Genomic DNA, 23,949 nt, shown 5'->3' on the forward strand with positions numbered 1-23,949 from the left:
CCCGAGGCGCCGGCCTTCACTTTTTTCAGGAAAAAAACCACATGTCGACCCGTCGCGAATTCATCAAACAGGTCTCGGTAGTCGCCGGCGCGAGCGCGGCTTTCATCGGTCTCGGCCTGTCGCCGATGCAAGTGTTGGCCGCCAGCGAAGGGCGCTGGTTCATGCCGGATGAGGGCGATCAACACGAGCGGGCCTTCATTGCGTTCGGCGCACAGGACGCGATCTGGGAAGACTTCACCGCCGATGTGCAAGCCGCACTTGGTCGTGTCGCCCGCGCCATCGCCCGTTATGAGCCGGTCACGGTGTTCTGCCGTCAGAGCGAGCGCAATCTGGCTGAAAAGCATTGTGGCAGCAGCAATGTCACCTACGTGATTACCGCACTCGACGACATCTGGATGCGTGATATCGGCGCCAACTTTGTCATCGACGACAAGGGCGGCCTCGGCGCAGTCGACTTCAATTTCAGCGGTTGGGGCGACAAACAACAGCACACGAAAGACGCGAAAATCGCCAAGCTTGTCGCCAGCGATTCACAGGCAACCTATATGCGCAGCGAACTGGTGGGCGAGGGCGGTGGCATCGAAGTCGATGGCCACGGCACCGGCATCATGACCGAAAGCAGCTGGATCAACGCCAATCGCAACCCGGACTGGAGCAAGTCCGAAGTCGAAGAAGAACTCAAAGCCCAGTTGGGCCTGCGCAAAATCATCTGGCTGCCGGGAATCAAGGGCAAGGACATCACCGATGCTCACGTCGATTTTTATGCGCGATTCGTCAAGCCGGGCGTGGTGATCGCCAACCTCGACACCGACCCTGAATCCTACGACCACAAAGTCACCCTGGCGCACCTGGAAATCCTCAAGAACGCCACGGATGCCGATGGCCGAAAATTGCAGATCCACACGATGTCGCCGCCGTTAAATCCACGCAACAGCAAGTTCAACAAAGGCAACCCTGATTTCGCCGCCGGTTATATCAACTATTTCGTGGTCAACGGCGCGATTATTGCGCCTGAGTTCGGCGACAAAGCGGCAGACAAGAAGGCGCTGGATCTGCTCACTAAGCTGTATCCGGGACGCAAGATCGAGCAGCTCGACATCGACGCCATCGCGGCCGGTGGCGGCGGGATTCACTGTGTGACCAGTCATCAGCCACTGGCGTGATTGACTCTTGGCAGCATCAGGCCAACTATCGGCGGATAACAACGTAACCGATGGGCCAGACCTTGATCGAAAGACGCCAATTCAGCGGAGGCATGAAGGGTAAAAACCTTCGTTATCTCAACGAGCCCTCCGCTGACACCACCCGCGTGACCCGCACCGGTTTTCTGCTGCTCGAACACTTTTCACTGCCGGCCTTCACTCAGGCGCTGGATACAATCATCACCGCCAACCTGCTGCGTGCAGGGCTGTTTGCTGCCCGTACATTCGGGCTGGGCGAAGGCGAGGTGATCAGTGATCTGGGATTGGTCATTCGTCCCGATGCGCGGATCAACTCCGCTGCGCTACAAGAACTGGATTTACTGGTGGTCTGCGGCGGCTATCGAACTGAACTCAAAGCCTCGGATGAACTGAACGGTCTGTTGCGCGCCGCTGCCGAGCGTGGCATCAGTCTGGCCGGGTTGTGGAACGGTGCGTGGTTTCTCGGCCGGGCGGGCCTGCTCGACGGCTATCGATGCGCGATCCACCCGGAACATCGGCCGGCGCTGACGGAAATCGCCAAGTCCACTCACGTCAGCAGCGAACCCTACGTGATCGACCGCGACCGACTGACCGCGTCGAGCCCGTCCGGCGCCTTTCATATGGCGCTGGACTGGATCAAGAGCCTGCACGGCAAGGCGTTGGTCGAAGGCATCGAGGACATTCTGGCGTTTGAGGAATCGCGTTACCGGCGGATCAAACCGGATGAAAACATCTGCGTCAGCGCGCCACTGCGTGAGGTGGTCAAGCTGATGGACGCCAATCTTGAGGAGCCGCTGGAACTTGAGCAATTGGCGGTGTATGCCGGTCGTTCGCGGCGGCAACTGGAGCGCCTGTTCAAGGAACAACTGGGCACCACGCCGCAGCGCTATTACCTCGAACTGCGGATCACCGAAGCGCGGCGTTTGCTGCAACACACCGAGTTGTCGCAGGTTGAGGTGCTGGTGGCCTGTGGTTTTGTCTCGCCGAGCCATTTCAGCAAGTGCTACAGCTCCTATTTCGGCTATCGCCCGTCCAAGGAAAAGCGGCTGGTCAAATGACTCAGCGAAATCGCTCGGGGATGGCCTCGGCAAATGGATAGAACGCGAAGCAGGGTTTGGCTTCCTCAAGAACCCGCTGGAATGACGGACGTTGAACCAACCGCTCGAAATAGGCGCTCAAGTGGCGATGTTCGTCGGTAAATGGCACCAGTGTGCTGGCGTAAAACAGCGCGGGTGCTGCCGAGCAATCGGCCATGCTGAACGTTTCACCCGCCGCCCAGGTGCGCGATGCCAATTGGCGGTCAAGGATGCTGTAAGCGCTCAGCAGGGCATTGCGATAGCCTGAGACATCGCCATTCTTGCCGTGCAGGCGATCACTGACGATCTGCTGCATCGGCGTCTGCACATGGTTGTCGAAGAACCGGTCCCACAGACGCACCTCCAGCGCTGCATCCCTGTCGCTGGGAATCAATGGATGTTTTCCGGCATGGAAGTGGTCGAGGTATTCAATGATCACACTCGACTCCGGCACATTGCGTTGCCTGGCGTGATCGCGGATCAGCGGAAACTTGACGAGCGGCCACAGCGCCTGAAGTTCGGCGCGGTCAGCGTCACTGGAAAGGTCGATGAGGTGTTTTTCAAATGGAGTTCCATGCTCGTAAAGTGCGACCAGCACTTTCTGGCAGTACGAGGACAGCGGATGGTAATAGAGCGTCAGGGCCATGATCAGCTTCTCGGTTTACGGTGAAATGCGCTCTGTGGCTGATAACTGTCAGCCACAGAGCGCATTTTTTGAATGTCAGCGAATAAACGCCTGCATGTCCGAGCCGAGCTTATCGATGGCGACTTTGAAGTCCTTCGCGGTGATCTTCTGACTGGAGTTCGACAGCTGCGTGCCAAAGACCTTGCGCACCACTTTGGCTACAGTCTGCTGGTTGCTGGCGTCGATAAATTCAGCCTCGATGAACAGCGTGGTGTCCTGATCGCGATGGCCGGTGGCGGCGCTGACGCCGCCCACTACCGCCGCGACCGGAATGACCTCATACCATTTCATACCTTCGTTTTCAGCATTCACCCCGGTAATCGCTGCACGCAAAATCAGCGTTCTTGAGCCGCGCGGGGCGGATTGCACGTTGCTCACGACGCGGTACTTCTGGCCCAGAATGCCTTGGGCTCTGCTGGTCATATAGTTCTGGATGTCTTGCAGGGTCTGGCGGTCGACCCGCTCATTCGGTTGCGGCGCCGGATACAGCTCCAGCCGGTTGAAAACCACGGTGTCATAGGCGTTCGGGTTCCACGACGGGATCACCCAGCGCATGGCTTTTTCGCCGCTGGTGGTGGTCACCTCTTGCAGGTTGTTGTAGTTCGGCAGGAAGCCTGAGTATTGCTCGCGCTCGGTGACTTTCGAGGTGCAGGCACCGAGCAAGAGACTGGCCATTGCCGCGCCGATCAGCATTTTTCGAGAAACGTTCATGTGTGCTCCTTGGATCAGGTCGAGTTGTTTTTGTGCAGTATCAGAAACGCCAGGTCATGTTTCCGGTCAGGGCTTGAATCCAGGCATTGTCGAACTGTCCGGAAGTTCGCGTGCCCGAGGTGGATTTGGTCTGATCGACCGGCATGTCACCGAGCCAGACCATCGCCCAGCTGACGTTGACGTCGGTGTCCTTGTTCAGAGCATAGGTGGCGCCTGTCGCAATGCGCCAGGACGCGCCCATTGGTACGGTGAAGGTTCGGTTACTGTCCGAAACGGCGCTGCTGTCGTAAGCCATGCCGACATTCCATAGCAGTTGCGGAGTGGCCTGATACTGGGCGCCGAGCGCCAGTTGCCAGGTGTCTTTGAAGTGCGCGTTGATCGTAGTCGACTGGGCGCCGACTGCGGTGGTGTCGACTTGTACGGCGATGTCGCCGAACTCTGACCAGTCCTGCCAGTTGGCCGAGGCCAGCAGCGCCCATTTCGAGTCGAGTTGCTGGAACAGACTCAAAGTCACGGTTTGCGGCACGGTCATGTCGAGCTGAGTGTTGAGGCCATCGAGGCGTTGCAGCGCCGGACCGTTGCCCTTGACGTCGAGTCCGTCTTCGAACTTCAGATCGACCTTGCTGGTGTAGGCGAGACCGATGCGCGTACCGGCCTGCGGGGCATAGATCACCCCGGCATTGGCGCCGAAACCCCAGTCGTTGTCCTTGTACTTGAACTGGCCGTCGCTGCGATCCGTCAGGCCGAAGGGCGAGCGGTCGATAGCGGTTTGCGCCTGAAGCATGCCGTACATGGCTTTGACGCCGAGGCCCACCGACCACTCATCATTGAAGCGGTAAGCCACGCTCGGCACGAACGATAAACCGGCGAGGCTGGCGTTCTGCGCGAAGTAGCGCCCGGACCAGTTGTTGTCGTAGTTGGCGGCCAGACCGAAGTCGCCGTAATTGCCAAAACCGACGCTCCAGTGTTCGTCGAGTTGATGGCTGATGAAGAAACTGCCGCCGGGAATCGGGTCAAGTGCATTGCCACTGCCGTTGCCCGTGCCATTGGTGTTGGAATCGCGGTTGAAGGTCAGGTTGCCGTACAGCACCTGCAACCCCCCGGTGATTTGCGTGCCGGGCAGGTAACTCAGGCCCGCCGGGTTGCTGGCGATGGTTGAGGGGCCTTGCGCCCGGGCGGCGGCGCCGGCATTGGCCAGGCCGGTGTTATCCGTACCGATCTCGTAAAGCATGATGCCGCCCGCGTGGGCTTGCTGGATACACAGGCTCAGTAGCGCAAACGCGGGCAGGGCAGATCTTTTGGTGCGCATGGGCGTTACCTCGGCAAATGTCCGTCAAGAACAGGGGTGACCGCTACCGGTCACCCGCCAATTACTTGCAGTGTTATTTGCTCATGGCCGCCCGCGCGGCTTCGATCTTGGCCTTGACCGCATCAAGGTTGAAGCTCGCGCCTTTCTGCATCGGCGGATACTCAACCGCGGTCTGTGCCAGTTTGACCACCTGATCCTGGACAAACACAAAGCGCCAGAACTGGAACTTGAACCACTGGAAGTATTCCAGCGAGCCACTTGCAGCCTGATCTTCCGGCCAGCCCATGCGTTCAAACGGGTCGAGTCGCAGGTTGGTCAGAATCGGCATGTCCAAAGCCACTTTGGCCCCTAGCCAGCCACCGGGCTGATCGATAAAGCGGTATTTGAAGTCATCAATCCGGATAGCGCCCAGGGTGCTTTCGCCGAAGTAGAAAATTTCATGCCGGTTGGACGGGCCTTTGCCAGTGATCATTGGTGTCTGGTCGTAGCCGTCGAGGTGAACCTTGTAGGTGGTGTCGCCGACTTGTTTGCCTTTGAGCAGTTCGGTAGAGACATTCGGGTTGCCGGCCGCCGTGACGAAGGTCGGAAACCAGTCCATCCCGGACATGATGCCGTTGGAGATGGTATTTGGCGGCACTTGCCCCGGCCAGCGAATGATCGCCGGTACGCGGAAACCACCTTCCATTACCGTGCCTTTGCCCATGGCAAACGGCGTGGTGCCGCCGTCGGGCCAGGTGAAGTTTTCAGCGCCGTTGTCGGTGGTGAACATCACGATGGTGTTGTCGTCCATGCCGTCTTTTTTCAGCTTGGCCATGACGTCGCCGACGATATCGTCTAGCTGCGCCATGCCTGCTTCTTGTTCCGACCAGCCATTCTGTGAATTACGCATGGCTTGGTACTTGTCGGAAAGGTGCGTGACGATGTGCATGCGGGTCGGGTTGAGCCAGAGGAAGAACGGTTTATTGTCCTGCTTGGCCTTGTCGATGAAGGCGAAGGCTTTCGCCTGGATTTCGTCATCAACGGTTTTCATGCGCTCCGGATACAGCGTGCCAGCGTCTTCGATCTTCTGTTTGCCGACCTTGCCCCAGCGTGGCATCACGGTGGCGTCGTCGGAGGTGGTCGCCCAACTGTGGACCATGTTGCGTGGCCCGACAGTGTCCAGCAGCTCTTTCGGATAGTTGGGATGCGCGGGGTCTTCCATGGCGTCGAGGTGGTAGAGGTAACCAAAGAACTCATCGAACCCGTGTACGGTGGGCAGGAATTCGTTGAGGTCGCCCAAGTGGTTTTTGCCGAACTGGCCGGTGGCGTAACCCATGGATTTGAGCACGGTGGCGATGGTCACCGCTTCGGCGGGGATGCCGATGGGTGAGCCTGCCTGTCCGACCGTGGTCATGCCGGTACGGATCGGCAGTTCGCCGGTGATGAAGTTGGCGCGTCCGGCGGTGCAACTGGCTTCGGCGTAATAGTCGGTAAAACGCATGCCTTCAGCCGCGAGCTGATCGAGGTTGGGCGTGCGCCCGGCCATCATGCCCTGGTTGTAGACGCCGATATTCGACCAGCCAACATCGTCGCCCATGATCACCACGATGTTGGGTGGGGGTTTATCGGCAGCGTGCGTGGTGACGGGAACAATCATTGCGGATAACAGCATTGAAACAGCGAATAGCCTGGAGAGTCTTGTCCGGTTCATGAGGTGCTCCTGCGTACTTGCATAAGTAGCGAAGTCAGGCCCCCCGACCTTTCTTTAAATATGTATCCCCGGCAAGAGCGTAGATTCGAACCGGGATTTAGCCAGAAAAGAATTTTTAGCCGGAGCCTTTGTAACACGGGGCTTACAGCCAAATGAGTGGCATCCGCACATGGCTGGAACCGCAGATCGGTTCCATACTGCGCCGGCAATTGGCATTCCATCTTTTCTTCACGGACAGGAGCAGGGCCATGAGTAACAAACTGACAATCGTGCTGGTACACGGGTTTTGGGGCGGTGCCGCACATTGGGCCAAGGTGATTATCGAGCTGACCCGCAAGGGTTACACCGACATTCATGCGGTGGAAATGCCGCTGACATCGCTGGCCGATGACGCCGAGCGCACCCGCAAAATGATCGCGCAACAAGGCGGCCCGGTGCTGCTGGTCGGGCACTCCTACGGCGGGGCGGTGATCACCGAGGCGGGTAATCAGCCAAATGTCGTCGGGCTGGTGTACATCGCCGCGTTCGCACCGGATGCCGGTGAAAGCCCCGGGGGGCTGACTCAGCAGCACCCTCCGGCGGCGGCACCGAATCTTGCCCCTGACAGCGATGGTTTTCTCTGGCTCAAGGCCGACAAATTCCATGAAAGCTTTTGCCAGGATCTGACTGCCGATGAAGCGCTGGTGATGGCTGTGACCCAGAAGGCGCCGTTGGCCAGCACCTTTGGCGACACGATCAGCAATCCTGCGTGGAAGAACAAACCGTCGTGGTATCAGATCTCCAGCGAGGATCACATGATCCATCCGGATAATCAGAAGCTGATGTCGGCGCGACTAGGGGCGAAAAAAGTCATCACGCTGAATGCCAGCCATGCGTCGCTGGCGTCGCATGCGGCTGAGGTGGCGGCGCTGATCGACGAGGCGGCCAGCGCGGTTTAATAAAAGGACAGCCTCGGCTTCAACGGATAGGCGCCGGGGCGCTATACCTGGGGCGCGGAAGGGATGCTCGCTGCTTCGGCGTTGGTTGGGGGCGCATTTACCTGGATCGTCTCGCTTTCGCCCATCGCCGAGTATTCCTCCCTTAATGCACGGAGTTCCTTGGTGCCCTTTTTTTCAAGACTTAGTGCGGCGTTCTGAGCTTCCTTGTTCGCTCGCAGCAATTCGTCGATTTTCAGGTGCAGGATGTCGTTGTCGCGGTTCTGGGTGTTTTGAATCAGGAACACCATCAGGAAAGTGATGATGGTGGTCGAGGTATTGATGATCAGTTGCCAAGTGTCGTTGTAGTGAAATACCGGTCCGGTGCTAGCCCATATGAGGATCAACACCACCGCAGAAAGGAAGACTTTCGGGCTTCCTGACCAGTTGCAAAGTGTTTGGCAGATTTTGGAGAATTTCATGGCGGTAGATCCTTGTTGTCTGTAACAAATGGACACATCCGCCGCGGCGTAATTCGTTTTTTTTCAGCCATGAGAGCCAGATGAAAATAATTTCATCTGGCAAGCCTCAACACCCTATCAAATACCACCCCTGAGCAACTGGCTGAACGCCTCCAGTTCGCTTTTTTCCACATCGGAAACCACCACGAAACGCATGTGACTGGCCTGCCAGGTCACGACGTTGAAGCCACGAATCGTCTGGCTTTGCCGTGGTGAATCGGCCTGCTGCGTGGGCAGGATAAACACGTTGATGATGTGTTTGGCCCGGCCGTAACTCAGGGCCGCCGTGGTCTGGTGTTGCAAGTAGTCCAACCGACCGCCGAGCAATGGAAAGCCCTGAGCCGAGTAATCGAAGACCGGTGGCGAGAAGTCGAGTTTGCCGGTGAACCAGGGCTTCACGGTGTGACGATCCGAGGACACCACATCATTCAGATGTTCACCCATCAGAGAGCGAACATGGCTGGATACAGCCTCGTCCATCAACGGTTGTTCGCCGCTCGGTGTTGCTACGTAAATAACCACCGCCAAGGCCAGCGCCGCCGCAGAAAACGCCGGTGCAAACCATTTGCGCCAGCGCTCCATGAAACCGGGCGCGGGCTTATCAACGGCAAATACGCTGGCGGCCAACGATGCTGGCGCCGGATAGTGCGTTGCCAGTCTCTTCACGCTGATTTTCAGCAGTTTCACCTCATCATGCAGGCGCGTGCACTCGGCGCATGAAGCCAGATGCGCGGCCACATCCGCAGCCGTCGCGGTATCCAGTTCCTGATCCAGATAGCCGTGCAAGCTTGTCCGGCAAACGGTGCAGTCGAGTTCATTCATGATCGTGCAACTTCAGTAATTCGAGCTTGAGCATGGCGCGGGCCCGGGCCAGTCTCGACATGACGGTGCCGATGGGAATATCCACCACCATGGCGATGTCCTTGTAAGGCATGTCTTCGAGTTCTTTCAACACAATCACCTCTCGAAAGACTGGCGGCAGGGCACTCAGGGCTTGCTGGAGCAGGGCGGCGTTTTCCGTGTGGATCGCCAGCAGTTCCGGGGTCTGGCCGTGGCTCAGGGCTGCAACGTCATCGCCCATGTCGTCGTCGATAGTGACCCAATGGTGACCGGCCGAGGCTTTGAGCCAGGTGTAGCTTTCGTTGCGCACGATGGACAGGAACCAGGCCTTGGCGTTGCCATCGGCAAAGCGCTGCAAGAATCTGAACGCCCGCAGAGCGCTTTCCTGCACGACATCGCGGGCGGCGCTGTCGTTGCCAGTCAGCCAGCGGGCGAGGTTGTAGGCGGCGTCCAGATGGGGCGCAATCAGTTCCTCAAATCGCTTCATAGTCGGTTCCGCACCGTCACACCTCTATAACCGTGATGCGTGGTCTTTTATTCCGCGAAAAAAATCTATTTTTCAGCGTGGAATAAACGCCCGTCCTGCAAGGTTTAACTCGTGTCAGCTACATCACTGTAGTCCGCCAGCGAGGACATACCGATGGACACTCAAGCAAAACAACCACGGCGTACCGACACATTGCTCAACCCTGACCGCCGAACGCTGCTCAAGTGCTCGGCGTGGGCCGGCGCCGGGGTGATCTGGGCCTTGCACGGCGGCATTCCCCGGGCCTTTGCGCTGGATGAGGCAGGCAACGTCATCGATCCCAAGGCAATGGCCAGCACGTTCCACTTCGTACAGATCAGCGACTCGCACATCGGCTTCAACAAGGAAGCCAACCCTGAGCCGCTCAAGACGCTACAAGTGGCCATCGACAAGGTCATCGCGCTACCAAAACGGCCAGCGCTGATCCTGCATACCGGCGACATCACGCACCTGTCCAAAGCCGAGGAGTTCGATTCAGCGGATCAGGTGCTCAAAGGCCTGCCATCGACCGTGCATTACGTGCCGGGTGAACACGACACCCTCGACGAGGGCGGTGGCAAACTTTATCTGGAGCGTTACGGCAAGGGCACCAAAGGCAACGGCTGGTACAGCTTCGATGACCACGGTGTGCATTTCATCGCGCTGGTCAATGTCTTCAACTTCCAGGCTGGCCATGAAGCCACTCTCGGCGCCGATCAACTGGCATGGCTGGCCGATGACTTACGCGCGGTGACCAGCAGTACACCCATCGTCGTGTTCACCCATATTCCGTTGTGGACGATTTACCAGCCGTGGGGCTGGGGCACCGAGGATGGCGATCAGGCGATTGCGATGCTGCGCAAGTACGGTTCGGTGACGGTGCTGAACGGGCATATCCACCAGGTCATCCAGAAGGTCGAGGGCAATATCACCTTTCATACCGCGCGGGGCACGGCGTATCCGCAACCTGCACCGGGTGCGGCGCCGACACCGGGGCCAATGACGGTGGCGGCTGATCAGTTACGCAACTATCTGGGGATCACCGATGTACGGGCGACACAGGGTGATCATCCGTTGGCGCTGATCGATTCGACACTGGTCTAGGGGAGGGCGATCCGATGAAAACGCGACTGTTGCCGCTGGTGTGCCTGATGTTGTCGATGCCGGTGTGGGCGCAGGAGGTGAAGATCGATATCAAGGAGTTCATGTTCGGGCCCAAGGATCTGACTGTGGCCGTCGGTACAAAGGTGACGTGGGTCAACGACGACCAGATTCCGCACACAGTGGCTGAGACCCACAAGGTGTTTCGCTCGGGAGCGCTGGATACCGATGACAGCTTTTCCTGGGTGTTCAATACACCGGGAGAATTCGAGTATTTTTGTGCGCTGCATCCGCAGATGATCGGGAAGATTGTGGTCACTCAGTAAACAGAGGGCGCTGGAAGGCCAAAATTCGCGGCCTTCACAGCGCTTGTTCAACGCAGTTTTCTGGTTATCGCTCGTAGCGATTGGCCGGCCGCTCCAGCCCCAAATGATCACGTAGAGTGGCGCCGCTGTATTCTCGGCGGAACAGTCCGCGCTGTTGCAGCAAGGGAACTACGCCGTCGACAAAGTCATCCAGACCTTCCGGCAGAAACGGCGGCATGATGTTGAAGCCATCGGCAGCCTGCTCGACGAACCATTGCTCCAGCGTATCGGCGACTGTCTTCGGCGTGCCGATCACCGTGTGATGTCCTCGGGCACCGGCAACTTTCAGGTACAGCTGACGAATGCTGAGGTTTTCCCGGCGGGCCAGATCAATGAACAATGCCTGACGGCTTTGCATCGAATTACTCGGCGGCAGTTCGGGTAAAGGACCGTCCAGATCATATTCGGACAGGTCGAAACCTCCAGCCATGCCCGCGAGCATCGCAAGTCCGACACGCGGCTCGATCAAATCCTGCAATTGTTGGTATTTATCTTCCGCTTCGCTCTGCGTGCGGCCAATCACGGGGGAAATCCCCGGCATGATTTTCAACTGCTCAGGGCGGCGTCCGTAACTGGCGAGGCGACCTTTGACATCGGTGTAGAACGCCTGCGCATTGCCCAGCGTCTGCTGAGCGGTGAACACTACTTCGGCGGTGCGTGCCGCCAATGCCTTGCCCGGTTCAGAAGAGCCTGCCTGGATCAAGACGGGGTAGCCCTGAGGGGTGCGAGGGATATTCAGCGGCCCGCGTACCCGATAATGCTCGCCCTTGTGGTTGAGTACATGCAACTTGTCGGGCTGAAAAAACACCCCGCTGGCCTTGTCTCGCACGAAGGCGTTGTCTTCAAAACTGTCCCACAGCCCGGTTACGACATCGATGAACTCCTGAGCACGCCGGTAGCGGTCATCGTGTTCGAAATGCCGTTCGCGGCCAAAGTTCAGCGCTTCCAGATCTGTCGCCGAGGTCACCAGATTCCAGCCACTGCGTCCTCCGCTCAGATGGTCGAGGGAGGCGAATTTTCGCGCCAGCAAATAAGGTTCGTTGTAGCTGGTCGAAACCGTCGACACCAGGCCGATACGCTCGGTCACGGCGGCCAGTCCCGACAACAGCACCAGCGGATCGAACACGTCGCCGGCGGTGGTGTACTGACCCAGTTCCGGCGAGCCCATCAGGGCAAGATTGTCCGCGAAAAATATCGCGTCGAACTTGCCGCGCTCGGCAGTCCTGGCGAGATTCTTGAAGTGCTGGAAATCCAGCCCGCCGCCCGACCATGCGCGAGGGTGGCGCCATGCGGCCAAGTGATGACCGCTGCTCATGAGAAATGCACCAAGGCTCATCTGTGTCGTTTTCATAATTCCCTCAGAAGTCATAACGCAAAGTCACACCGGCGGTGCGGGGCTGGCCGGGTGAGGCGGTGTAAAGGCCATTGGAACTACTGCCGACAGCCAGGTAATACTCTCGATCGAAAGCGTTTTTGACCCACAACGACGCGTCCAGCAGGCCATCGCCATAGTCCACGCGTGCGCCCGCCGAGAAGTTCGCCAGGCCGTAGCCATCGATTTTCGAGAGGTCAGAGTTGTCCAGCGTGCCTTCACTGTCCGAGCGATAGGCATAGCTGCCTGTGACATAAGGTTCGATGCCATCGATACGCGGCCATTTGTATTCGCCATTGACGTTGCCGATCCAGCGGGAAGCCCCCGCCACGCGTTGACCGCTCAGGTCGCAGGTCGTCCCCCCGGACGTTTCCGCAGGGCAGGGAGCGTCCTTGAACGACAGGTAGGTCACGTCATTGAATGAGCCATTGATGTTCAAGGTCAGACCGCGCACAGGCACGGTGGTCGCCTCAAACTCGACGCCGCGTGAGCGCACCGTGCCGGCATTGGTCAGCAGCTGATAGCCGGTCAATGAGCCGGGCGGCTGGTAGTACGTGGTGGCCTGATAGCCATTCACTCCGGTCCAGAATACGTTCGCATTGAGCTGCAAACGTTGGTCGAACAATTGGCTTTTGATCCCCAGTTCGGCGTCGTTGGCACGCTCCGGTCCGACCAGCAGCGACTCTGCGCCGGCACTGGGTGCCGAACCAACTGCCAGATTGACGCCGCCGGATTTCTCGCCATGTGACAACGAGGCATATCCGAGCACGTCATCGTTGAAGTGGTAACTCAAGCTGGTCAGGAACGATGGCGCCGCGTTGTGTATGTGCAGGTCGCCGCTGTCGTAGGCACCAACCTGGCTCGCTCGTACCGCATTGCCATCCACTACCCCGGGAATCACCACCGGTGCACCACCGCCAGTGGGTGCGAAGCGCTGGACGCTCGCGTCTTTCTCTTCATAAGTGCCACGTATGCCGGCGCTGAAGTCGAGGCGATCAGTCAGATGCCAGGTGCCTTGGGCGAACAGTGCATAGCTCTCGGTGTCGACCTTACCGTTGACCTTGCTGTTGACGTTGTTGAGGGCATTGAGGTTGGTACCGATTAGGTTGAGATCTGCCAGCGGGCCCAGATTGGTGAAGATCCGGTTACCCAGGTTTTGCTTGAAGGCATAGGCGCCCAGCACGTAGTCGAAAAACTCGCCCTTGGGCGACGCCAGACGTATTTCCTGAGAAAACTGGCGGTCGTGCACTTCGTAGCCAAAGTCATTGATGACCGGGACATCCAACTGGTCGGCGTCGTTGGCGGGGTTGAAGTGCCAATAACGGTAGGCACTGATCGAGGTCAGCGTGTAGCCGCCGGCCAGGTTCCAGTTGGCTTCGACGGAGCTTGCATTCTGATGCACGCTGACGTTCTGCCGGCCATCGATGTTGCTTTCGCCGACGGCAGGGTGTGCCCCGACCAATGCCGCTCGCCGCCAGAATTGCGGGCCGCCGCCGTAGATCACGCTGCTGCCGCTGCTGGAATTTTCAGTGTTGTACTCGTTGATCCAGCGCAGACTGAAATCGTCGTTCGGCTTGAACAGTAATTGCCCACGCAAACCTTCACGCTCACCGCCCAGCAAGGTGCGGTCATCATGGCGATTGTTCAGGTAGCCGTCATCTCGTGTGCGATAGAACGAAAGTCGGCCGGCGAGGGTATCGGTCAACGGTCCGGATACCGTGCCTTTGCCCTGAAAGTAGCCGTCCTGGCCGCCCGACACTTCGAGGCTGCGCTCCGGGGTGAACGTCGGACTGCGGGTGGTGATATTCAGCACGCCGGCCGTGGTGTTTTTGCCGAACAAAGTGCCTTGTGGCCCGCGCAACAGTTCCAGTTGTTCGACGTCCAGCATGTCGAACGCCGCCATTCCGGGTCGGCCGAGGTAGACGTTATCCAGATAAATCCCGGCGCTACCTTCAAGGCCATCGCTGGCCGGGTTGTTGCCGATGCCGCGTACCGCGAAACTGGACACTCGCGCGTGGACATAAGCGACGTTGACGCTGGGCAAGGCCTGTTGCAGATCCTGGATCTTGTAGATGCGCTGGCTTTCCAGGTTGGCGCCGCTCAGGGTTGTGATCGGCGTCGGTACGTCCTGCGACTGTTCTTCGCGGCGGCGCGCGGTGACCGTCACCTTTTCAAGCCGTGGAGCGGTATTGTCGAGCTGGGCCGTGGTTGCCGCAGACGTGTCGACTTCATCGGCGGCAAAGCTTGGGGTTGTGCATAGGGCACCCGGCAGCGCCAGCCATAATGAAAAGCTCAGAGGCTTGAGGCGATGGGTCGTGGTGGCCGCGTAACGTAATAGCATGGGCAGGGAACTCCTTGTTGCCGCGCGACGCTATAGGGCGGGCACGGTAGGACTGTCATGCTAAGGATTGCGCTGAAGTGAAAAGGGGCCTGCGCGGACAACCTGTGGTCCGCGGCAGACAGATAGCTAGACGGCGATGGAAAACGCCCGGGATTGAGGAACCGGCCGTGGCGCGTAAAACTCCGGCAATGACGGTACGTCTTCGCGACGCCATTTCCCCGGGCTTTCCCCGGTCCAGCGACGGAACGCACGGTTGAAACTGCTCGGCTCATTGAACCCGAGTCGATAGCAGATTTCGTTGATTGAGCAATCGGTCTGGCGCAGGTAGCTGAACGCCAGTTGCCGCCGACAATCATCGAGCAGTGTTTTGAAACTGGTCGCATGTTTGAGCAGGTGCCGGTGCATATTGCGCACGCTCATGCCCAGTTCATCTGCAACGCGACTTTGCTGCACCTCCCCCAAGGGCAGGTAGCGGATGATGACCGCGCGGACCCGCTCCGGCAAATTGAGTCGGCGCTGGCGCTCCAGGTAATCGTTCAACACGCTGTCCAGCCCCTGAGCCACGGCGTGATTGGCCGTAGTCAGCGGCGCATCCAGCCAGCGATTGGCGTACTCAACGGCATTTTCTCCGGCGTCGAACCGTACCGGGCAACCGAGCAGTCGCTCCCAGCGCTGTGGGTCTTGCGGGGTTGGGCGAGCCAGTCGCACACTTTGCACGATTGGCAGATCGAGCCATGTCTGACGGGTAAATCGCACCGCACAGGCAATCGACGCCTCGGTGGCGATCTGCTCGACCTCGGCACCGGCGACCACCCCGTAGATCATCCGTGTGGTGTGCGGATCTCGTACCAGGCTCATCGCCGCCGACGTGGTGATTACCGGGGCGAAACGCACGCCACGCTCCAGCGCCTCGATCACTGTTGAACTGCTTTGCGCGGCGAAAAACAGCCCATGAAAATCTGTCGGGTAACTGTGCTGCGCCACTTGCAGGCCAAAGCATTCGTCACCACTGCTTCGCCGCGCCGCACGCCAGAACGCACTCATGGACGGGAGTGCAATGCGTTGGTTGGGATCATGCAGATTACACCGGCTGATACCTGCCTCTTGCAGCAGCGGCGCAGCGGCGATGCCCTGTGATTCGAGCGTGCGAGCGATAACCTGGGCCCAGGTTGCAATGGTATCGGTGGTAGGCATGGTGTTTCTCCGGGCTGCTCAGATTTGGGGCTGCGGTGATGCTCAGGCCAGGCCTTCGGAGTGGAGTGTCTGCAAAACCGATTCTCGCGCCCGATAGCGCCCGAGAAACGCCTGTAGCGCAGGGAAGTCCGCCAACACCCCTGCGCGAGCACTCCAGCCTGCGAACACGCCGAGGTAGATATCGGCCAAGGTAAAACGATTTCCCACTAGATAATCCGTCTGTGCCAGTCGCGCTTCGATGGGTTTCAGGGCGTTCGTCAGTTGTTGCAATGCTCGCTGGCGGATACCAGGAAACGCCGCTTCATCGACGCTGTAGCGCTCTGGGCGATTGATCGGGCGAAACGCGCCGACATGCACTTCGGTCGCCACATAGCCAAGCCAGCCTTGAATCTGTGCGCGCTCGACCGATCCGGCAACTGCGAACAAGTCCGTACCGGGTTGCAGGTCAGCCAGGTACGGCAGGATGGCGGTGTTTTCCGTCAACAGGGTCTGGTCATCCAGTAACAACGCGGGCACGCGACCGCTCGGGTTGATTTGGCGATACGGCGAATCCTCGCGACCGAGCGCAACCCGCTCGACGGTGATAGGCAGTTGCAACTCGTGGATCAGCACATGGGCGGCGAACGAGCAGGCACCTGGGGAAATGAACAAAGTGGTCATGTGAAATCCTTTTTCAGCGACTGGCTTGTGGGGTTTGGGTGGCAGTGTCTGTCTGTTCTAGCGCAGCATTCAGGAATCTCGGTTCAGCCCAGTTTTTTACCTCGAAACCTTTACGGATCAATTTGGCGTTCAGTGCCAGATCAACACTGCGCTGCAGGTTGTCGAGGAACGGAGCATCGAGACGTGGCTCGAAAATCCTCACCAGCGATTGATCGGCGGCATCCGTCGTCAATATGTCCGCCGGGTAACTTGCGAGCCGTGAGACCAGATTGATGTATTCCTGTTTGTGCGCGTCGTTGCGCAACCAGGTAATGGCTGGCTGCTGCGCCTTGATCAATCGTGCAACCAGTTCCGGATGCTCGTCGACGAAGGCACCACGGCCCAGCAATACCGCTTGCATGCTGCCGGCTCCGCCAAGGTCGACAGTGGTCAGTGGCAGTTCGGCCAGACCACGAGCCTTTAAGGCAATCACGCCGGCGCCGGACCAGGTTGCGTCAATCTGCTTGGCGGCCAGCGCCGCGTTGGCAGCGTTGTAATCCAGGTTGACCACCTTGTAATCGCTCTCTTTCAGGCCCTGATGTGCCAGCGCTGAAGCGAACGAAAGCTGAGTGGCGGTGCCACGGAAAATCGCTACGCGCTTGCCTTTCAATGCTTCGAGCGTGGTGATCCCGGAACCCGGTTGCACCGCGAGATAGAGTTTGACGTCTCGGGCGGTAGCACTTAACAGACGGGTGTCGAGACCACTGGCCTTGCCGATGATTGCCGGCAAGTCCCCGAGATACGCGAAGTCTTCCTGGCCGTTGGCCAGGGCTTCATTGATTGCCGGTCCCGCACCCTTGAAGAAGTCCCAGCGAATCTTGATGTCATCCTTTTCAAACTCTTTCTCAAGGGCTTGCCGGTCGCGCAACACATCGACAATTCCTGCGCCACTGGGCGTCGGGCCGGCACTGATGTCCGGTACCGCGATACGAATTTCTTTGACCTGGCCCGCGAGTGCCAGGCTGGACACCAGCAATGCGGCCAACGAAAGTGCAATCTTCGAAAGGGGGATTCTGGCCAGCGTCGTCGTTCGAATCACACGAATGCTCCTGCAAACTCCAGCGAAGTGCCGGATCGAAGGCGCACATATAGCGGCGCACGCATGACGGAATAAAATAATAAAAAAAGATTTATTTATTTGTTTTTGGCATATGAGCGGTAGGACAAAGCCTGCGCGTACGATGCCTATAAGGCATAAAAATTATGCGGGGTGCCGGGAGGCTTTATGCGTCGAATTTTCACTAACGTGCTTGCGGCACCTCAAAGCAACTATTAAATGGCAGAATCTCCTCTACTTGATCGTTTTGGAGACCACCATGCTTCGTGCGTTTGAACGAAGACTCGACCCTTTTCCTCCCGACGAGGTACCGCCGCCACCCGTAGGACTGGCGCGTTTTCTGTGGGCCTGCACGCGTGGCGCTCGCGGTTACATCCTGGCGCTGGCGCTGCTCAGTGCCGCGGTGTCGATTTACGAAGCCTGGCTGTTTTCCTTCCTTGGTCAGGTCGTCGACCTGCTCTCGACCTGGCAGGCGGGCGGTGAAGCGGCTGTGATGGAAAGTCGGGTGTTGTGGGGCATGGGCATCGTCATGGTGACCAGCGTCGGACTGGTGGCGTTACGGACCATGGTGCAGCACCAGATATTGGCGATTAATTTTCCGTTACGGCTGCGCTGGGACTTCCATCGCCTGATGCTGCGGCAAAGCCTTTCTTTCTTTTCCGATGAGTTTTCCGGTCGGGTCACCACCAAGGTCATGCAGACGGCGCTCGCAGTGCGCGACGTGCTGTTCACCCTGATCGAAATTGTGCCCGGGATCGGGGTCTATTTCATTGCGATCATCGCACTGGCCGGCGGTTTCGCTTTGAAGCTGATGCTGCCGTTCATTGGCTGGGCGGTGCTGTTCGCCTTGGCCATGTGGTACTTCGTGCCGCGCTTGGGCAAAGTCGGGCAGGAGCAGGCCAACGCGCGGTCGATGATGACCGGGCGTATCTCGGACGCCTACACCAACATCACCACGGTGAAACTGTTCTCGCACTCCAATCGCGAAGCGCATTTCGCCCGTGCCGCGATGGAGGATTTCAAGCAGACGGGCTTTCGCCAGATGCGTCTGGTCAGCCAGTTCGAAATCGTCAATCAGGCATTGGTGGTCGGGTTGATCATGTCGGCCGGTGGTTATTCCTTGTGGCTATGGCATCAGGGGGATGTCGGCGCCGGCGCCGTGGCGGCAATCACCGCCATGGCGTTGCGGATCAATGGCATGTCGAACTGGATCATGTGGCAAATGACCTCGCTGTTCGAAAGCATCGGCACCGTACAGGACGGCATGGCAACGCTGACCCAAGGCGCCAAGGTGCAAGACGCTCCGGATGCCGGCGTGCTGGTGACCACTGGCGGTGCGGTGACTTTCGATAAGGTGCACTTCAACTACAACGGCGAACGCCAGGTGCTCGATGGCCTGAGCCTGAACATCCGTCCGGGCGAAAAAATCGGTCTGGTCGGGCGCTCTGGCGCTGGCAAATCCACGCTGATCAACTTGCTGCTGCGCTTCTATGACGTCGACAGCGGCGAGATCCGCATCGACGGCCAGAACATCGCGCACGTGACCCAGGACAGCCTGCGGGCTGCCATTGGCATGGTCACGCAGGACACTTCGTTGTTGCACCGTTCGATTCGCGACAACATCGCCTACGGCCGTCCGGATGCAAGCGACGCGCAAGTCCGCCGCGCCGCAATGAACGCGCAGGCCGATGAATTCATCAGCCAACTCAGCGATCGGCAAGGTCACTCTGGCTACGACACGCTTGTCGGTGAGCGCGGTATCAAGCTGTCGGGTGGACAACGCCAACGCGTCGCGATTGCCCGGGTGATGCTCAAGAACGCGCCGATCCTGCTGCTTGACGAGGCCACCAGCGCGCTGGACTCGGAAGTTGAAGTAGCGATTCAGGAAAGCCTCGATGAAATGATGCAGGGCAAGACCGTTATCGCGATTGCCCATCGACTGTCGACGATTGCGGCCATGGACCGGCTAATCGTCATGGATGACGGGCGCATTATTGAGCAGGGTACTCATTCCGAGTTGCTTGGGAAAAACGGCGTTTATGCGCGGTTGTGGCAGCATCAGAGCGGTGGTTTTTTGGGTGAGGACAAGGGCGTCGTCGAGGCGATGGATCAGGCGTAAGCGAGAAGGGGCACGACCCTGATCGGGCAGAGATGCTCATTGGATGTTGTTCGCAGACGGCATCAAATTAGCGGCAAGCGTTTCCACTAAGGCGCTGACCTTGGGAAGTGCTTGTCGACTTTTGATCCACACCAGATTGATCGCCAGGCCGTTGGTTGCCAAGTGGGGAAGCACCTCAACCAATGTCCCTTCTTCAAGCTGGCGTTTGACCAGCCACGAAGGTAACTGGGCGATCCCGCATCCCGCCGCTACCGCGATCACCAGACCTTCGCCATCCCCGACAACAAACTTTGCGTCTATCGCCCTGCGTACAATTTCGCCCGGGTGCTTTCCTGAAAAACTCCAGGGGTTAACGGTTCCATCCGTCCAGCCGTAAGCGATGCACTGATGCTGTTGCAGATCACGCTCGGTCACCGGCGTGCCATGTTTGCTCAGGTAGGCGGGCGACGCACAGAAGATATGCCACTCACTGCCCAGGTAGCGATGCCCCAGCGTATCGGGCCAAATGTCTGAGCCGCCGATGCGCACAACGATATCGACATTCTCCTCGACAGGGTCGATGAAACGGTCGGAGAACGTGATGTGCGGGACCAGCAGCGCATGTTCCTGAGCAAACCGCATTATCACTGGGAGCGCCTGCTGGCGGCCAAAGGCACCCGGAAGATCAATACGAATTCTGCCCCGAAGCTCACTGTTTTCGGCATGCAAAGACAGTTCAGCCTCTTCCAGGTCCGACAGCACCCCGGTGCAGGTGCGGTAAAACGCGGTTCCCGCATCCGTCAATGACAAGCGTCGGGTGGTGCGATGGAACAGCCGAACGCCAAGCCTGCCTTCCAGTCGTGCGATGCCTTTACTGACTGCCGACCCGGTCAGACTCATTCGCTCGGCAGCTGCCTGGAAACTGCCGCAGTCTGCGACGCAGACAAAAACATCGATGCCTTTTAATCGTTCGGAGGAAAACATGGATGCCTCAAATTGATGAATTCAGTTCCGTATCGCTAGTAAAAATAATCATAAATCAGAATTGAGTTCCCCGGTAAGCTTGGTTTCAGCGCATCAATCAATAAGATGCGCCAGACAAATGCCATAAAAACAATCTGCTGAACGAAGAGGGCAAGGATGCTGACCACGCTAAAAAACTATCCGGCAACGGTAAATCTGCTGCTGTCAGCGTCGCTGATTTTGACCTTGGCGCGAGCGATCACCCTGCCTTATCTGGTTATCTACCTTTCCGGAAGCTTCAGTCTGAGCGTCGCCGATATCGGTCTGGTGATTGGCAGCACGCTGATTATCGGGTCGCTATTGAGCCTTTATGGTGGCTTTCTGGTCGACAGGGTTTCCAGTTACCGGCTGATCCTGGCCCTCACCGCAGTGTTTGCGCTGGGTTTTCTCGGGACGTTTGTTGCTCGCGATATCTGGTTGTTCTACGGCTGCCTGATATTGATCAACCTGGCTTATGCGGTCATTGATATCGCAGTCAAATCCGGTTTTGGAAGTTTGCTTCCCGTCACCGAGCGTGGCGAAGTTTTCTCGATCAAATACACGCTGACCAATATCGGCTATGCCGTCGGCCCCTTTCTTGGCGCCGGGATGGCCAAACTGGATATCAGCTTGCCATTCCTGTTATCTGCCGGGCTGGGGGCGGGATTTTTCTTTATCTATTTCGTTTGGGGCGATAGAGGCTTGAATGCCGCTGATGAAACCCGGAAAACCGTACCGTTTCTGGCAGTGGGAAAACTATTGCTCCAGGATTATCGGTTGGTTTGTTTCACCCTTGGGGGACTGTTGAGTGCAGTGGTCTTTGGCCAATTCACTGCTTATCTTTCGCAGTATCTGGTGGTCACTACCACGCCAGAATCTACCTACCAGATCATCAGTACCGTTGTGGCTACCAACGCGCTGATGGTGATCGGACTGCAATATTCCATCGGCAGAAAGATCTCCCACAAACACCTGAATCTTTGGCTTGCGGCAGGACTCAGCATGTTCATGCTGGGTCTGGCGGGTTTTGCCCTGTCGACGTCTATTCTGCTGTGGGTCATTTCCATGGCCATCTTCACGCTCGGCGAGATCATCGTGTTTCCCGCCGAATACATGTTCATCGACAAGATCGCTCCGGACAACCTGCGCGGCATGTATTACGGCGCACAAAACCTTGCAAACCTTGGAGCTGCACTGGGCCCGGTTCTTTGCGGCGTGGTACTGGCGACCCAGCGTCCTCACTACATCTTCTACATGCTCGTGCTCTTCATTGTTGCGGGTGGCTTGTTTTACTTTCTGGGCGCTTCCAGTTTGAGAGCTGAGCCCGATAAGGATTCTGTTTGAGCGACAGTAATCAGAAGGTCAGTAAGAATTTCGTCAAACCCCTGAAACGACGAAGCCCTGAATAATCAGGGCTTTGTAATAGATAAAACGGCGCAGGCGATGTGATTCGAACTCATGGAGCTTTTACAGTCGACGGCTTTCAAGTTCGAAATCACAGTCAATCAGGCTGGACGCGCCCCTCCAGAATCCCAAATGCATCATCACGGGGCTGGTACCCAACAACTTCTCTGGTCTTATCGATAGCAAGGCGCTTGTATCTGTTGTCCGAAACTCCATGGATAACGTGGAATCCGCTCAGCTCGGCCTCAACACAGTTTCTGAGTAACGCGACGACATCCCGCGAACTGATAAATGCCGCGACATCCCTGGGGCTGTGAGTCTCGCCGGGATGAAATTCGGCTACGTTGGCAATGCGCACCGCGACGGTCGTCATCTGACCATCATTTGCATACATCGATGCCAGTGCCTCACCGAACGCTTTGCCGACGCCGTAAAGGTTGCCAGGTCTAGGCGCCATGAATTCATGTACTTGCACATCTTTGGGATAACCTTCGATGGCTTGAGCACTGCTGGCAAATATGAAGCGCTTGCAACCCTGCGCCTTCGCCGCGAGCAGCATATTGTAGGTGCCCACAATATTCACCGGCAGCACGGAGGTCATGAAGTCGGCATCTGCATTAGGGTCAGCCGCCAGGTGAATAACGGTTTCTATTCCTTCGCAGGCCGCAAGGCAGTTGCCTTGATCCCGGATGTCGAGGGCAACGCGCTCTACTGAATCCGGAAATCCACTTACATCGACGTCGGCTAAACGCAAGTCCAGTTCATCGCCATACGCTGTCCAAAAGGCACTGCCGATTTTGCCCGCAGCACCCGTGACCAAGATTTTTCGCGCACTCATTTCCGTGTGTCCTCAGGGCGAGATTCCATTCAGGTTTCTCGGTAACTCCGATGAATATCATCCTTGGTTGCTGTACATCAAGGGGTTTGCCAACGTCCGTGCCCGTGCCCGTGCCCGTGCCCGTGCCCGTCTCGTACGACTTCGACAGGGCCAATCAATTTTTCTTCAGGCATGACTTCGTCCTGGCCGCTATAGCGGCTGACTTTGAAGATGGAGGTGTAGTGGGAGGCCAGCGCGTATTTCGCATCAGTTGCTCAGTTGGTGTTTAATCGTGCTGTTTTTTTCTGCCTAACTGACCGTATCCAAATTAGCCTTAACCCTGAGGCAGGAATCTAGAATGCGTACATGCAATATTTGCAAGCGACCTCTCGATACTTCTCCAGAGCTCCAGGACTGTGGGGGCGATTGTCTTGAGTGCATGGCTGAATGCGGAGATCCTGACGCACATCTGGCAATGCAACAGATTCTCCTGTCGCGCAGTCGTGTAACCAGTTCAGGCAAAGACGATGAAAAACGCCGGGATTAGCGCCTGACTTTGAAGGAAGAGGGAGTAGAGGTTTTTGAAGCTACGGCTACTATCGATATGAATTAGTTATTTTGGTGGCCCAGATGCTCAACGAGTCAGACAAGGTTGTACACACGTTCAAGCGGGCGTTTTTCCGGGTAGATGGCGTAACGATGTATTCTTTTTGGGCTGTTTGGCTTGGGCTCACGATCTGGGCGCTGTTTGACCCCGCCCCTTTAAGATTCCCCGCCTGGATTCTTTTCATGATCGGCGCAGTGTTGAACCCCTTTATCTACGTCCTACTGGGTGTTATGCGCTCACCTGGCTTGTTGACGGCGATCATCATCATTTTCTTCAATATTAAATTCCTCCTGATTTTTGTCTGACTTTGAAGAGAGGTGATGGGATAAATGAAGCGGTGAAGCTCTAGTCCCAGCGAACGTGGAACTCTGAAATCTCGCGCTCTAACTGTTCTATGGTTTCGAACCAGGAATCAAAACCGTTCAGCTTGCCCTGTAACAAGTAAAGGAAATAGCCACCA

Annotated in this window: 22 protein-coding genes; 8 read left to right on the forward strand and 14 right to left on the reverse strand. The window is 57.6% G+C overall.

Translation table 11 applies throughout. The features are described 5' to 3' along the window. Positions 1 to 41: 41 nt before the first annotated feature. Both ACTWLJ_RS19800 and ACTWLJ_RS19805 read left to right on the forward strand, forming a co-directional pair. Entirely contained in the window at positions 42 to 1,163 is a 1,122-nt protein-coding gene (locus ACTWLJ_RS19800; protein WP_445178108.1) for an agmatine deiminase family protein, read from the forward strand. A gap of 50 nt (positions 1,164 to 1,213) precedes the next feature. Next, positions 1,214 to 2,239 (forward strand): GlxA family transcriptional regulator, encoded by a 1,026-nt coding sequence (locus ACTWLJ_RS19805; RefSeq protein WP_445178109.1) that lies wholly within the window; start codon positions 1,214 to 1,216, stop codon positions 2,237 to 2,239. Position 2,240: 1 nt separating this feature from the next. On the opposite strand, the gene ACTWLJ_RS19810 is transcribed toward ACTWLJ_RS19805, so the two are convergent. The 4 genes from ACTWLJ_RS19810 to ACTWLJ_RS19825 all read right to left on the reverse strand — a co-directional run bounded on the left by ACTWLJ_RS19810 (position 2,241) and on the right by ACTWLJ_RS19825 (position 6,652). Continuing rightward, complete coding sequence (locus ACTWLJ_RS19810) at positions 2,241 to 2,903, reverse strand: glutathione S-transferase family protein (RefSeq protein WP_445178110.1); 663 nt, start codon at positions 2,901 to 2,903, stop codon at positions 2,241 to 2,243. Positions 2,904 to 2,978: 75 nt separating this feature from the next. Further along, complete coding sequence (locus ACTWLJ_RS19815) at positions 2,979 to 3,653, reverse strand: DUF3313 domain-containing protein (RefSeq protein ID WP_445178111.1); 675 nt, start codon at positions 3,651 to 3,653, stop codon at positions 2,979 to 2,981. Positions 3,654 to 3,693: 40 nt separating this feature from the next. Then, a complete protein-coding gene (locus ACTWLJ_RS19820; protein ID WP_445178112.1) occupies positions 3,694 to 4,962 on the reverse strand; it encodes an OmpP1/FadL family transporter in 1,269 nt (422 codons plus the stop codon). Between the two features lie 73 nt (positions 4,963 to 5,035). After that, a complete protein-coding gene (locus ACTWLJ_RS19825; RefSeq protein ID WP_445178113.1) occupies positions 5,036 to 6,652 on the reverse strand; it encodes an arylsulfatase in 1,617 nt (538 codons plus the stop codon). Between the two features lie 248 nt (positions 6,653 to 6,900). Between ACTWLJ_RS19825 and ACTWLJ_RS19830 the strand changes: the two genes are divergently transcribed. Then, on the forward strand, positions 6,901 to 7,590 hold the full coding sequence (locus ACTWLJ_RS19830) for an alpha/beta hydrolase (protein ID WP_445178114.1): 690 nt from the start codon (positions 6,901 to 6,903) through the stop codon (positions 7,588 to 7,590). 41 nt (positions 7,591 to 7,631) lie between these two features. On the opposite strand, the gene ACTWLJ_RS19835 is transcribed toward ACTWLJ_RS19830, so the two are convergent. The 3 genes from ACTWLJ_RS19835 to ACTWLJ_RS19845 form a co-directional block, all read right to left on the reverse strand. Further along, positions 7,632 to 8,048: a low affinity iron permease family protein gene (locus ACTWLJ_RS19835; RefSeq protein ID WP_401209139.1), complete on the reverse strand. Its 417-nt coding sequence runs from the start codon at positions 8,046 to 8,048 to the stop codon at positions 7,632 to 7,634. Positions 8,049 to 8,165: 117 nt separating this feature from the next. Continuing rightward, positions 8,166 to 8,909, reverse strand: coding sequence for an anti-sigma factor family protein (locus ACTWLJ_RS19840; protein WP_445178115.1), 744 nt, complete (start codon positions 8,907 to 8,909; stop codon positions 8,166 to 8,168). Beyond that, complete coding sequence (locus ACTWLJ_RS19845; protein ID WP_445178116.1) at positions 8,902 to 9,414, reverse strand: sigma-70 family RNA polymerase sigma factor; 513 nt, start codon at positions 9,412 to 9,414, stop codon at positions 8,902 to 8,904. Before ACTWLJ_RS19845 ends, ACTWLJ_RS19840 begins: the two co-directional genes overlap by 8 nt. 153 nt (positions 9,415 to 9,567) lie before the next feature. On the opposite strand from ACTWLJ_RS19845, the gene ACTWLJ_RS19850 reads away from it, so the two are divergent. Together ACTWLJ_RS19850 and ACTWLJ_RS19855 are read left to right on the forward strand one after the other, a co-directional pair. Then, a complete protein-coding gene (locus tag ACTWLJ_RS19850) occupies positions 9,568 to 10,536 on the forward strand; it encodes a metallophosphoesterase family protein (protein ID WP_445178117.1) in 969 nt (322 codons plus the stop codon). A 14-nt stretch (positions 10,537 to 10,550) separates the two neighbouring features. Continuing rightward, complete coding sequence (locus ACTWLJ_RS19855; protein WP_445178118.1) at positions 10,551 to 10,859, forward strand: cupredoxin domain-containing protein; 309 nt, start codon at positions 10,551 to 10,553, stop codon at positions 10,857 to 10,859. 64 nt (positions 10,860 to 10,923) lie between these two features. Here ACTWLJ_RS19855 and ACTWLJ_RS19860 read toward each other — a convergent pair whose 3' ends face one another. The 5 genes from ACTWLJ_RS19860 to ACTWLJ_RS19880 all read right to left on the reverse strand — a co-directional run bounded on the left by ACTWLJ_RS19860 (position 10,924) and on the right by ACTWLJ_RS19880 (position 17,543). Then, positions 10,924 to 12,249, reverse strand: a complete 1,326-nt coding sequence (locus tag ACTWLJ_RS19860) for an LLM class flavin-dependent oxidoreductase (RefSeq protein ID WP_445178119.1) — start codon at positions 12,247 to 12,249, stop codon at positions 10,924 to 10,926. 7 nt (positions 12,250 to 12,256) lie between these two features. Beyond that, positions 12,257 to 14,611 (reverse strand): TonB-dependent receptor, encoded by a 2,355-nt coding sequence (locus ACTWLJ_RS19865; RefSeq protein WP_445178120.1) that lies wholly within the window; start codon positions 14,609 to 14,611, stop codon positions 12,257 to 12,259. 126 nt (positions 14,612 to 14,737) lie between these two features. Beyond that, positions 14,738 to 15,805 (reverse strand): AraC family transcriptional regulator, encoded by a 1,068-nt coding sequence (locus tag ACTWLJ_RS19870; protein ID WP_445178121.1) that lies wholly within the window; start codon positions 15,803 to 15,805, stop codon positions 14,738 to 14,740. A gap of 42 nt (positions 15,806 to 15,847) precedes the next feature. After that, positions 15,848 to 16,465, reverse strand: coding sequence for a glutathione S-transferase C-terminal domain-containing protein (locus ACTWLJ_RS19875; protein WP_445178122.1), 618 nt, complete (start codon positions 16,463 to 16,465; stop codon positions 15,848 to 15,850). A gap of 13 nt (positions 16,466 to 16,478) precedes the next feature. Then, positions 16,479 to 17,543, reverse strand: a complete 1,065-nt coding sequence (locus ACTWLJ_RS19880) for an ABC transporter substrate-binding protein (protein WP_445178123.1) — start codon at positions 17,541 to 17,543, stop codon at positions 16,479 to 16,481. A gap of 277 nt (positions 17,544 to 17,820) precedes the next feature. On the opposite strand from ACTWLJ_RS19880, the gene ACTWLJ_RS19885 reads away from it, so the two are divergent. Next, positions 17,821 to 19,680, forward strand: coding sequence for an ABC transporter ATP-binding protein (locus tag ACTWLJ_RS19885; protein WP_445178124.1), 1,860 nt, complete (start codon positions 17,821 to 17,823; stop codon positions 19,678 to 19,680). Between the two features lie 36 nt (positions 19,681 to 19,716). Here the strand turns inward: ACTWLJ_RS19885 and ACTWLJ_RS19890 are convergent, their stop codons facing one another. After that, complete coding sequence (locus tag ACTWLJ_RS19890) at positions 19,717 to 20,643, reverse strand: LysR family transcriptional regulator (protein ID WP_445178125.1); 927 nt, start codon at positions 20,641 to 20,643, stop codon at positions 19,717 to 19,719. Positions 20,644 to 20,799: 156 nt separating this feature from the next. Between ACTWLJ_RS19890 and ACTWLJ_RS19895 the strand changes: the two genes are divergently transcribed. After that, positions 20,800 to 22,005 (forward strand): MFS transporter, encoded by a 1,206-nt coding sequence (locus ACTWLJ_RS19895; RefSeq protein ID WP_445178126.1) that lies wholly within the window; start codon positions 20,800 to 20,802, stop codon positions 22,003 to 22,005. A 157-nt stretch (positions 22,006 to 22,162) separates the two neighbouring features. Here the strand turns inward: ACTWLJ_RS19895 and ACTWLJ_RS19900 are convergent, their stop codons facing one another. Beyond that, positions 22,163 to 22,903 (reverse strand): NAD-dependent epimerase/dehydratase family protein, encoded by a 741-nt coding sequence (locus tag ACTWLJ_RS19900; RefSeq protein WP_445178127.1) that lies wholly within the window; start codon positions 22,901 to 22,903, stop codon positions 22,163 to 22,165. 609 nt (positions 22,904 to 23,512) lie between these two features. Here ACTWLJ_RS19900 and ACTWLJ_RS19905 point away from each other — a divergent pair. Beyond that, positions 23,513 to 23,794 carry a hypothetical protein gene (locus ACTWLJ_RS19905; RefSeq protein ID WP_401209162.1) on the forward strand — a complete coding sequence of 94 codons (282 nt, stop codon included), beginning with the start codon at positions 23,513 to 23,515 and terminating at the stop codon, positions 23,792 to 23,794. Positions 23,795 to 23,949 lie beyond the last annotated feature (155 nt).

This window comes from Pseudomonas sp. McL0111 (assembly GCF_052567255.1).

Coding starts and splice junctions, on each gene's coding strand:
- ACTWLJ_RS19800 (WP_445178108.1), top strand. CDS start 42: ATGTCGACCCGTCGCGAATTCATCAAACAGGTCTCGGTAGTCGCCGGC.
- ACTWLJ_RS19805 (WP_445178109.1), top strand. CDS start 1,214: ATGGGCCAGACCTTGATCGAAAGACGCCAATTCAGCGGAGGCATGAAG.
- ACTWLJ_RS19810 (WP_445178110.1), bottom strand. CDS start 2,903: ATGGCCCTGACGCTCTATTACCATCCGCTGTCCTCGTACTGCCAGAAA.
- ACTWLJ_RS19815 (WP_445178111.1), bottom strand. CDS start 3,653: ATGAACGTTTCTCGAAAAATGCTGATCGGCGCGGCAATGGCCAGTCTC.
- ACTWLJ_RS19820 (WP_445178112.1), bottom strand. CDS start 4,962: ATGCGCACCAAAAGATCTGCCCTGCCCGCGTTTGCGCTACTGAGCCTG.
- ACTWLJ_RS19825 (WP_445178113.1), bottom strand. CDS start 6,652: ATGAACCGGACAAGACTCTCCAGGCTATTCGCTGTTTCAATGCTGTTA.
- ACTWLJ_RS19830 (WP_445178114.1), top strand. CDS start 6,901: ATGAGTAACAAACTGACAATCGTGCTGGTACACGGGTTTTGGGGCGGT.
- ACTWLJ_RS19835 (WP_401209139.1), bottom strand. CDS start 8,048: ATGAAATTCTCCAAAATCTGCCAAACACTTTGCAACTGGTCAGGAAGC.
- ACTWLJ_RS19840 (WP_445178115.1), bottom strand. CDS start 8,909: ATGAATGAACTCGACTGCACCGTTTGCCGGACAAGCTTGCACGGCTAT.
- ACTWLJ_RS19845 (WP_445178116.1), bottom strand. CDS start 9,414: ATGAAGCGATTTGAGGAACTGATTGCGCCCCATCTGGACGCCGCCTAC.
- ACTWLJ_RS19850 (WP_445178117.1), top strand. CDS start 9,568: ATGGACACTCAAGCAAAACAACCACGGCGTACCGACACATTGCTCAAC.
- ACTWLJ_RS19855 (WP_445178118.1), top strand. CDS start 10,551: ATGAAAACGCGACTGTTGCCGCTGGTGTGCCTGATGTTGTCGATGCCG.
- ACTWLJ_RS19860 (WP_445178119.1), bottom strand. CDS start 12,249: ATGAAAACGACACAGATGAGCCTTGGTGCATTTCTCATGAGCAGCGGT.
- ACTWLJ_RS19865 (WP_445178120.1), bottom strand. CDS start 14,611: ATGCTATTACGTTACGCGGCCACCACGACCCATCGCCTCAAGCCTCTG.
- ACTWLJ_RS19870 (WP_445178121.1), bottom strand. CDS start 15,805: ATGCCTACCACCGATACCATTGCAACCTGGGCCCAGGTTATCGCTCGC.
- ACTWLJ_RS19875 (WP_445178122.1), bottom strand. CDS start 16,465: ATGACCACTTTGTTCATTTCCCCAGGTGCCTGCTCGTTCGCCGCCCAT.
- ACTWLJ_RS19885 (WP_445178124.1), top strand. CDS start 17,821: ATGCTTCGTGCGTTTGAACGAAGACTCGACCCTTTTCCTCCCGACGAG.
- ACTWLJ_RS19890 (WP_445178125.1), bottom strand. CDS start 20,643: ATGTTTTCCTCCGAACGATTAAAAGGCATCGATGTTTTTGTCTGCGTC.
- ACTWLJ_RS19895 (WP_445178126.1), top strand. CDS start 20,800: ATGCTGACCACGCTAAAAAACTATCCGGCAACGGTAAATCTGCTGCTG.
- ACTWLJ_RS19900 (WP_445178127.1), bottom strand. CDS start 22,903: ATGAGTGCGCGAAAAATCTTGGTCACGGGTGCTGCGGGCAAAATCGGC.
- ACTWLJ_RS19905 (WP_401209162.1), top strand. CDS start 23,513: ATGCTCAACGAGTCAGACAAGGTTGTACACACGTTCAAGCGGGCGTTT.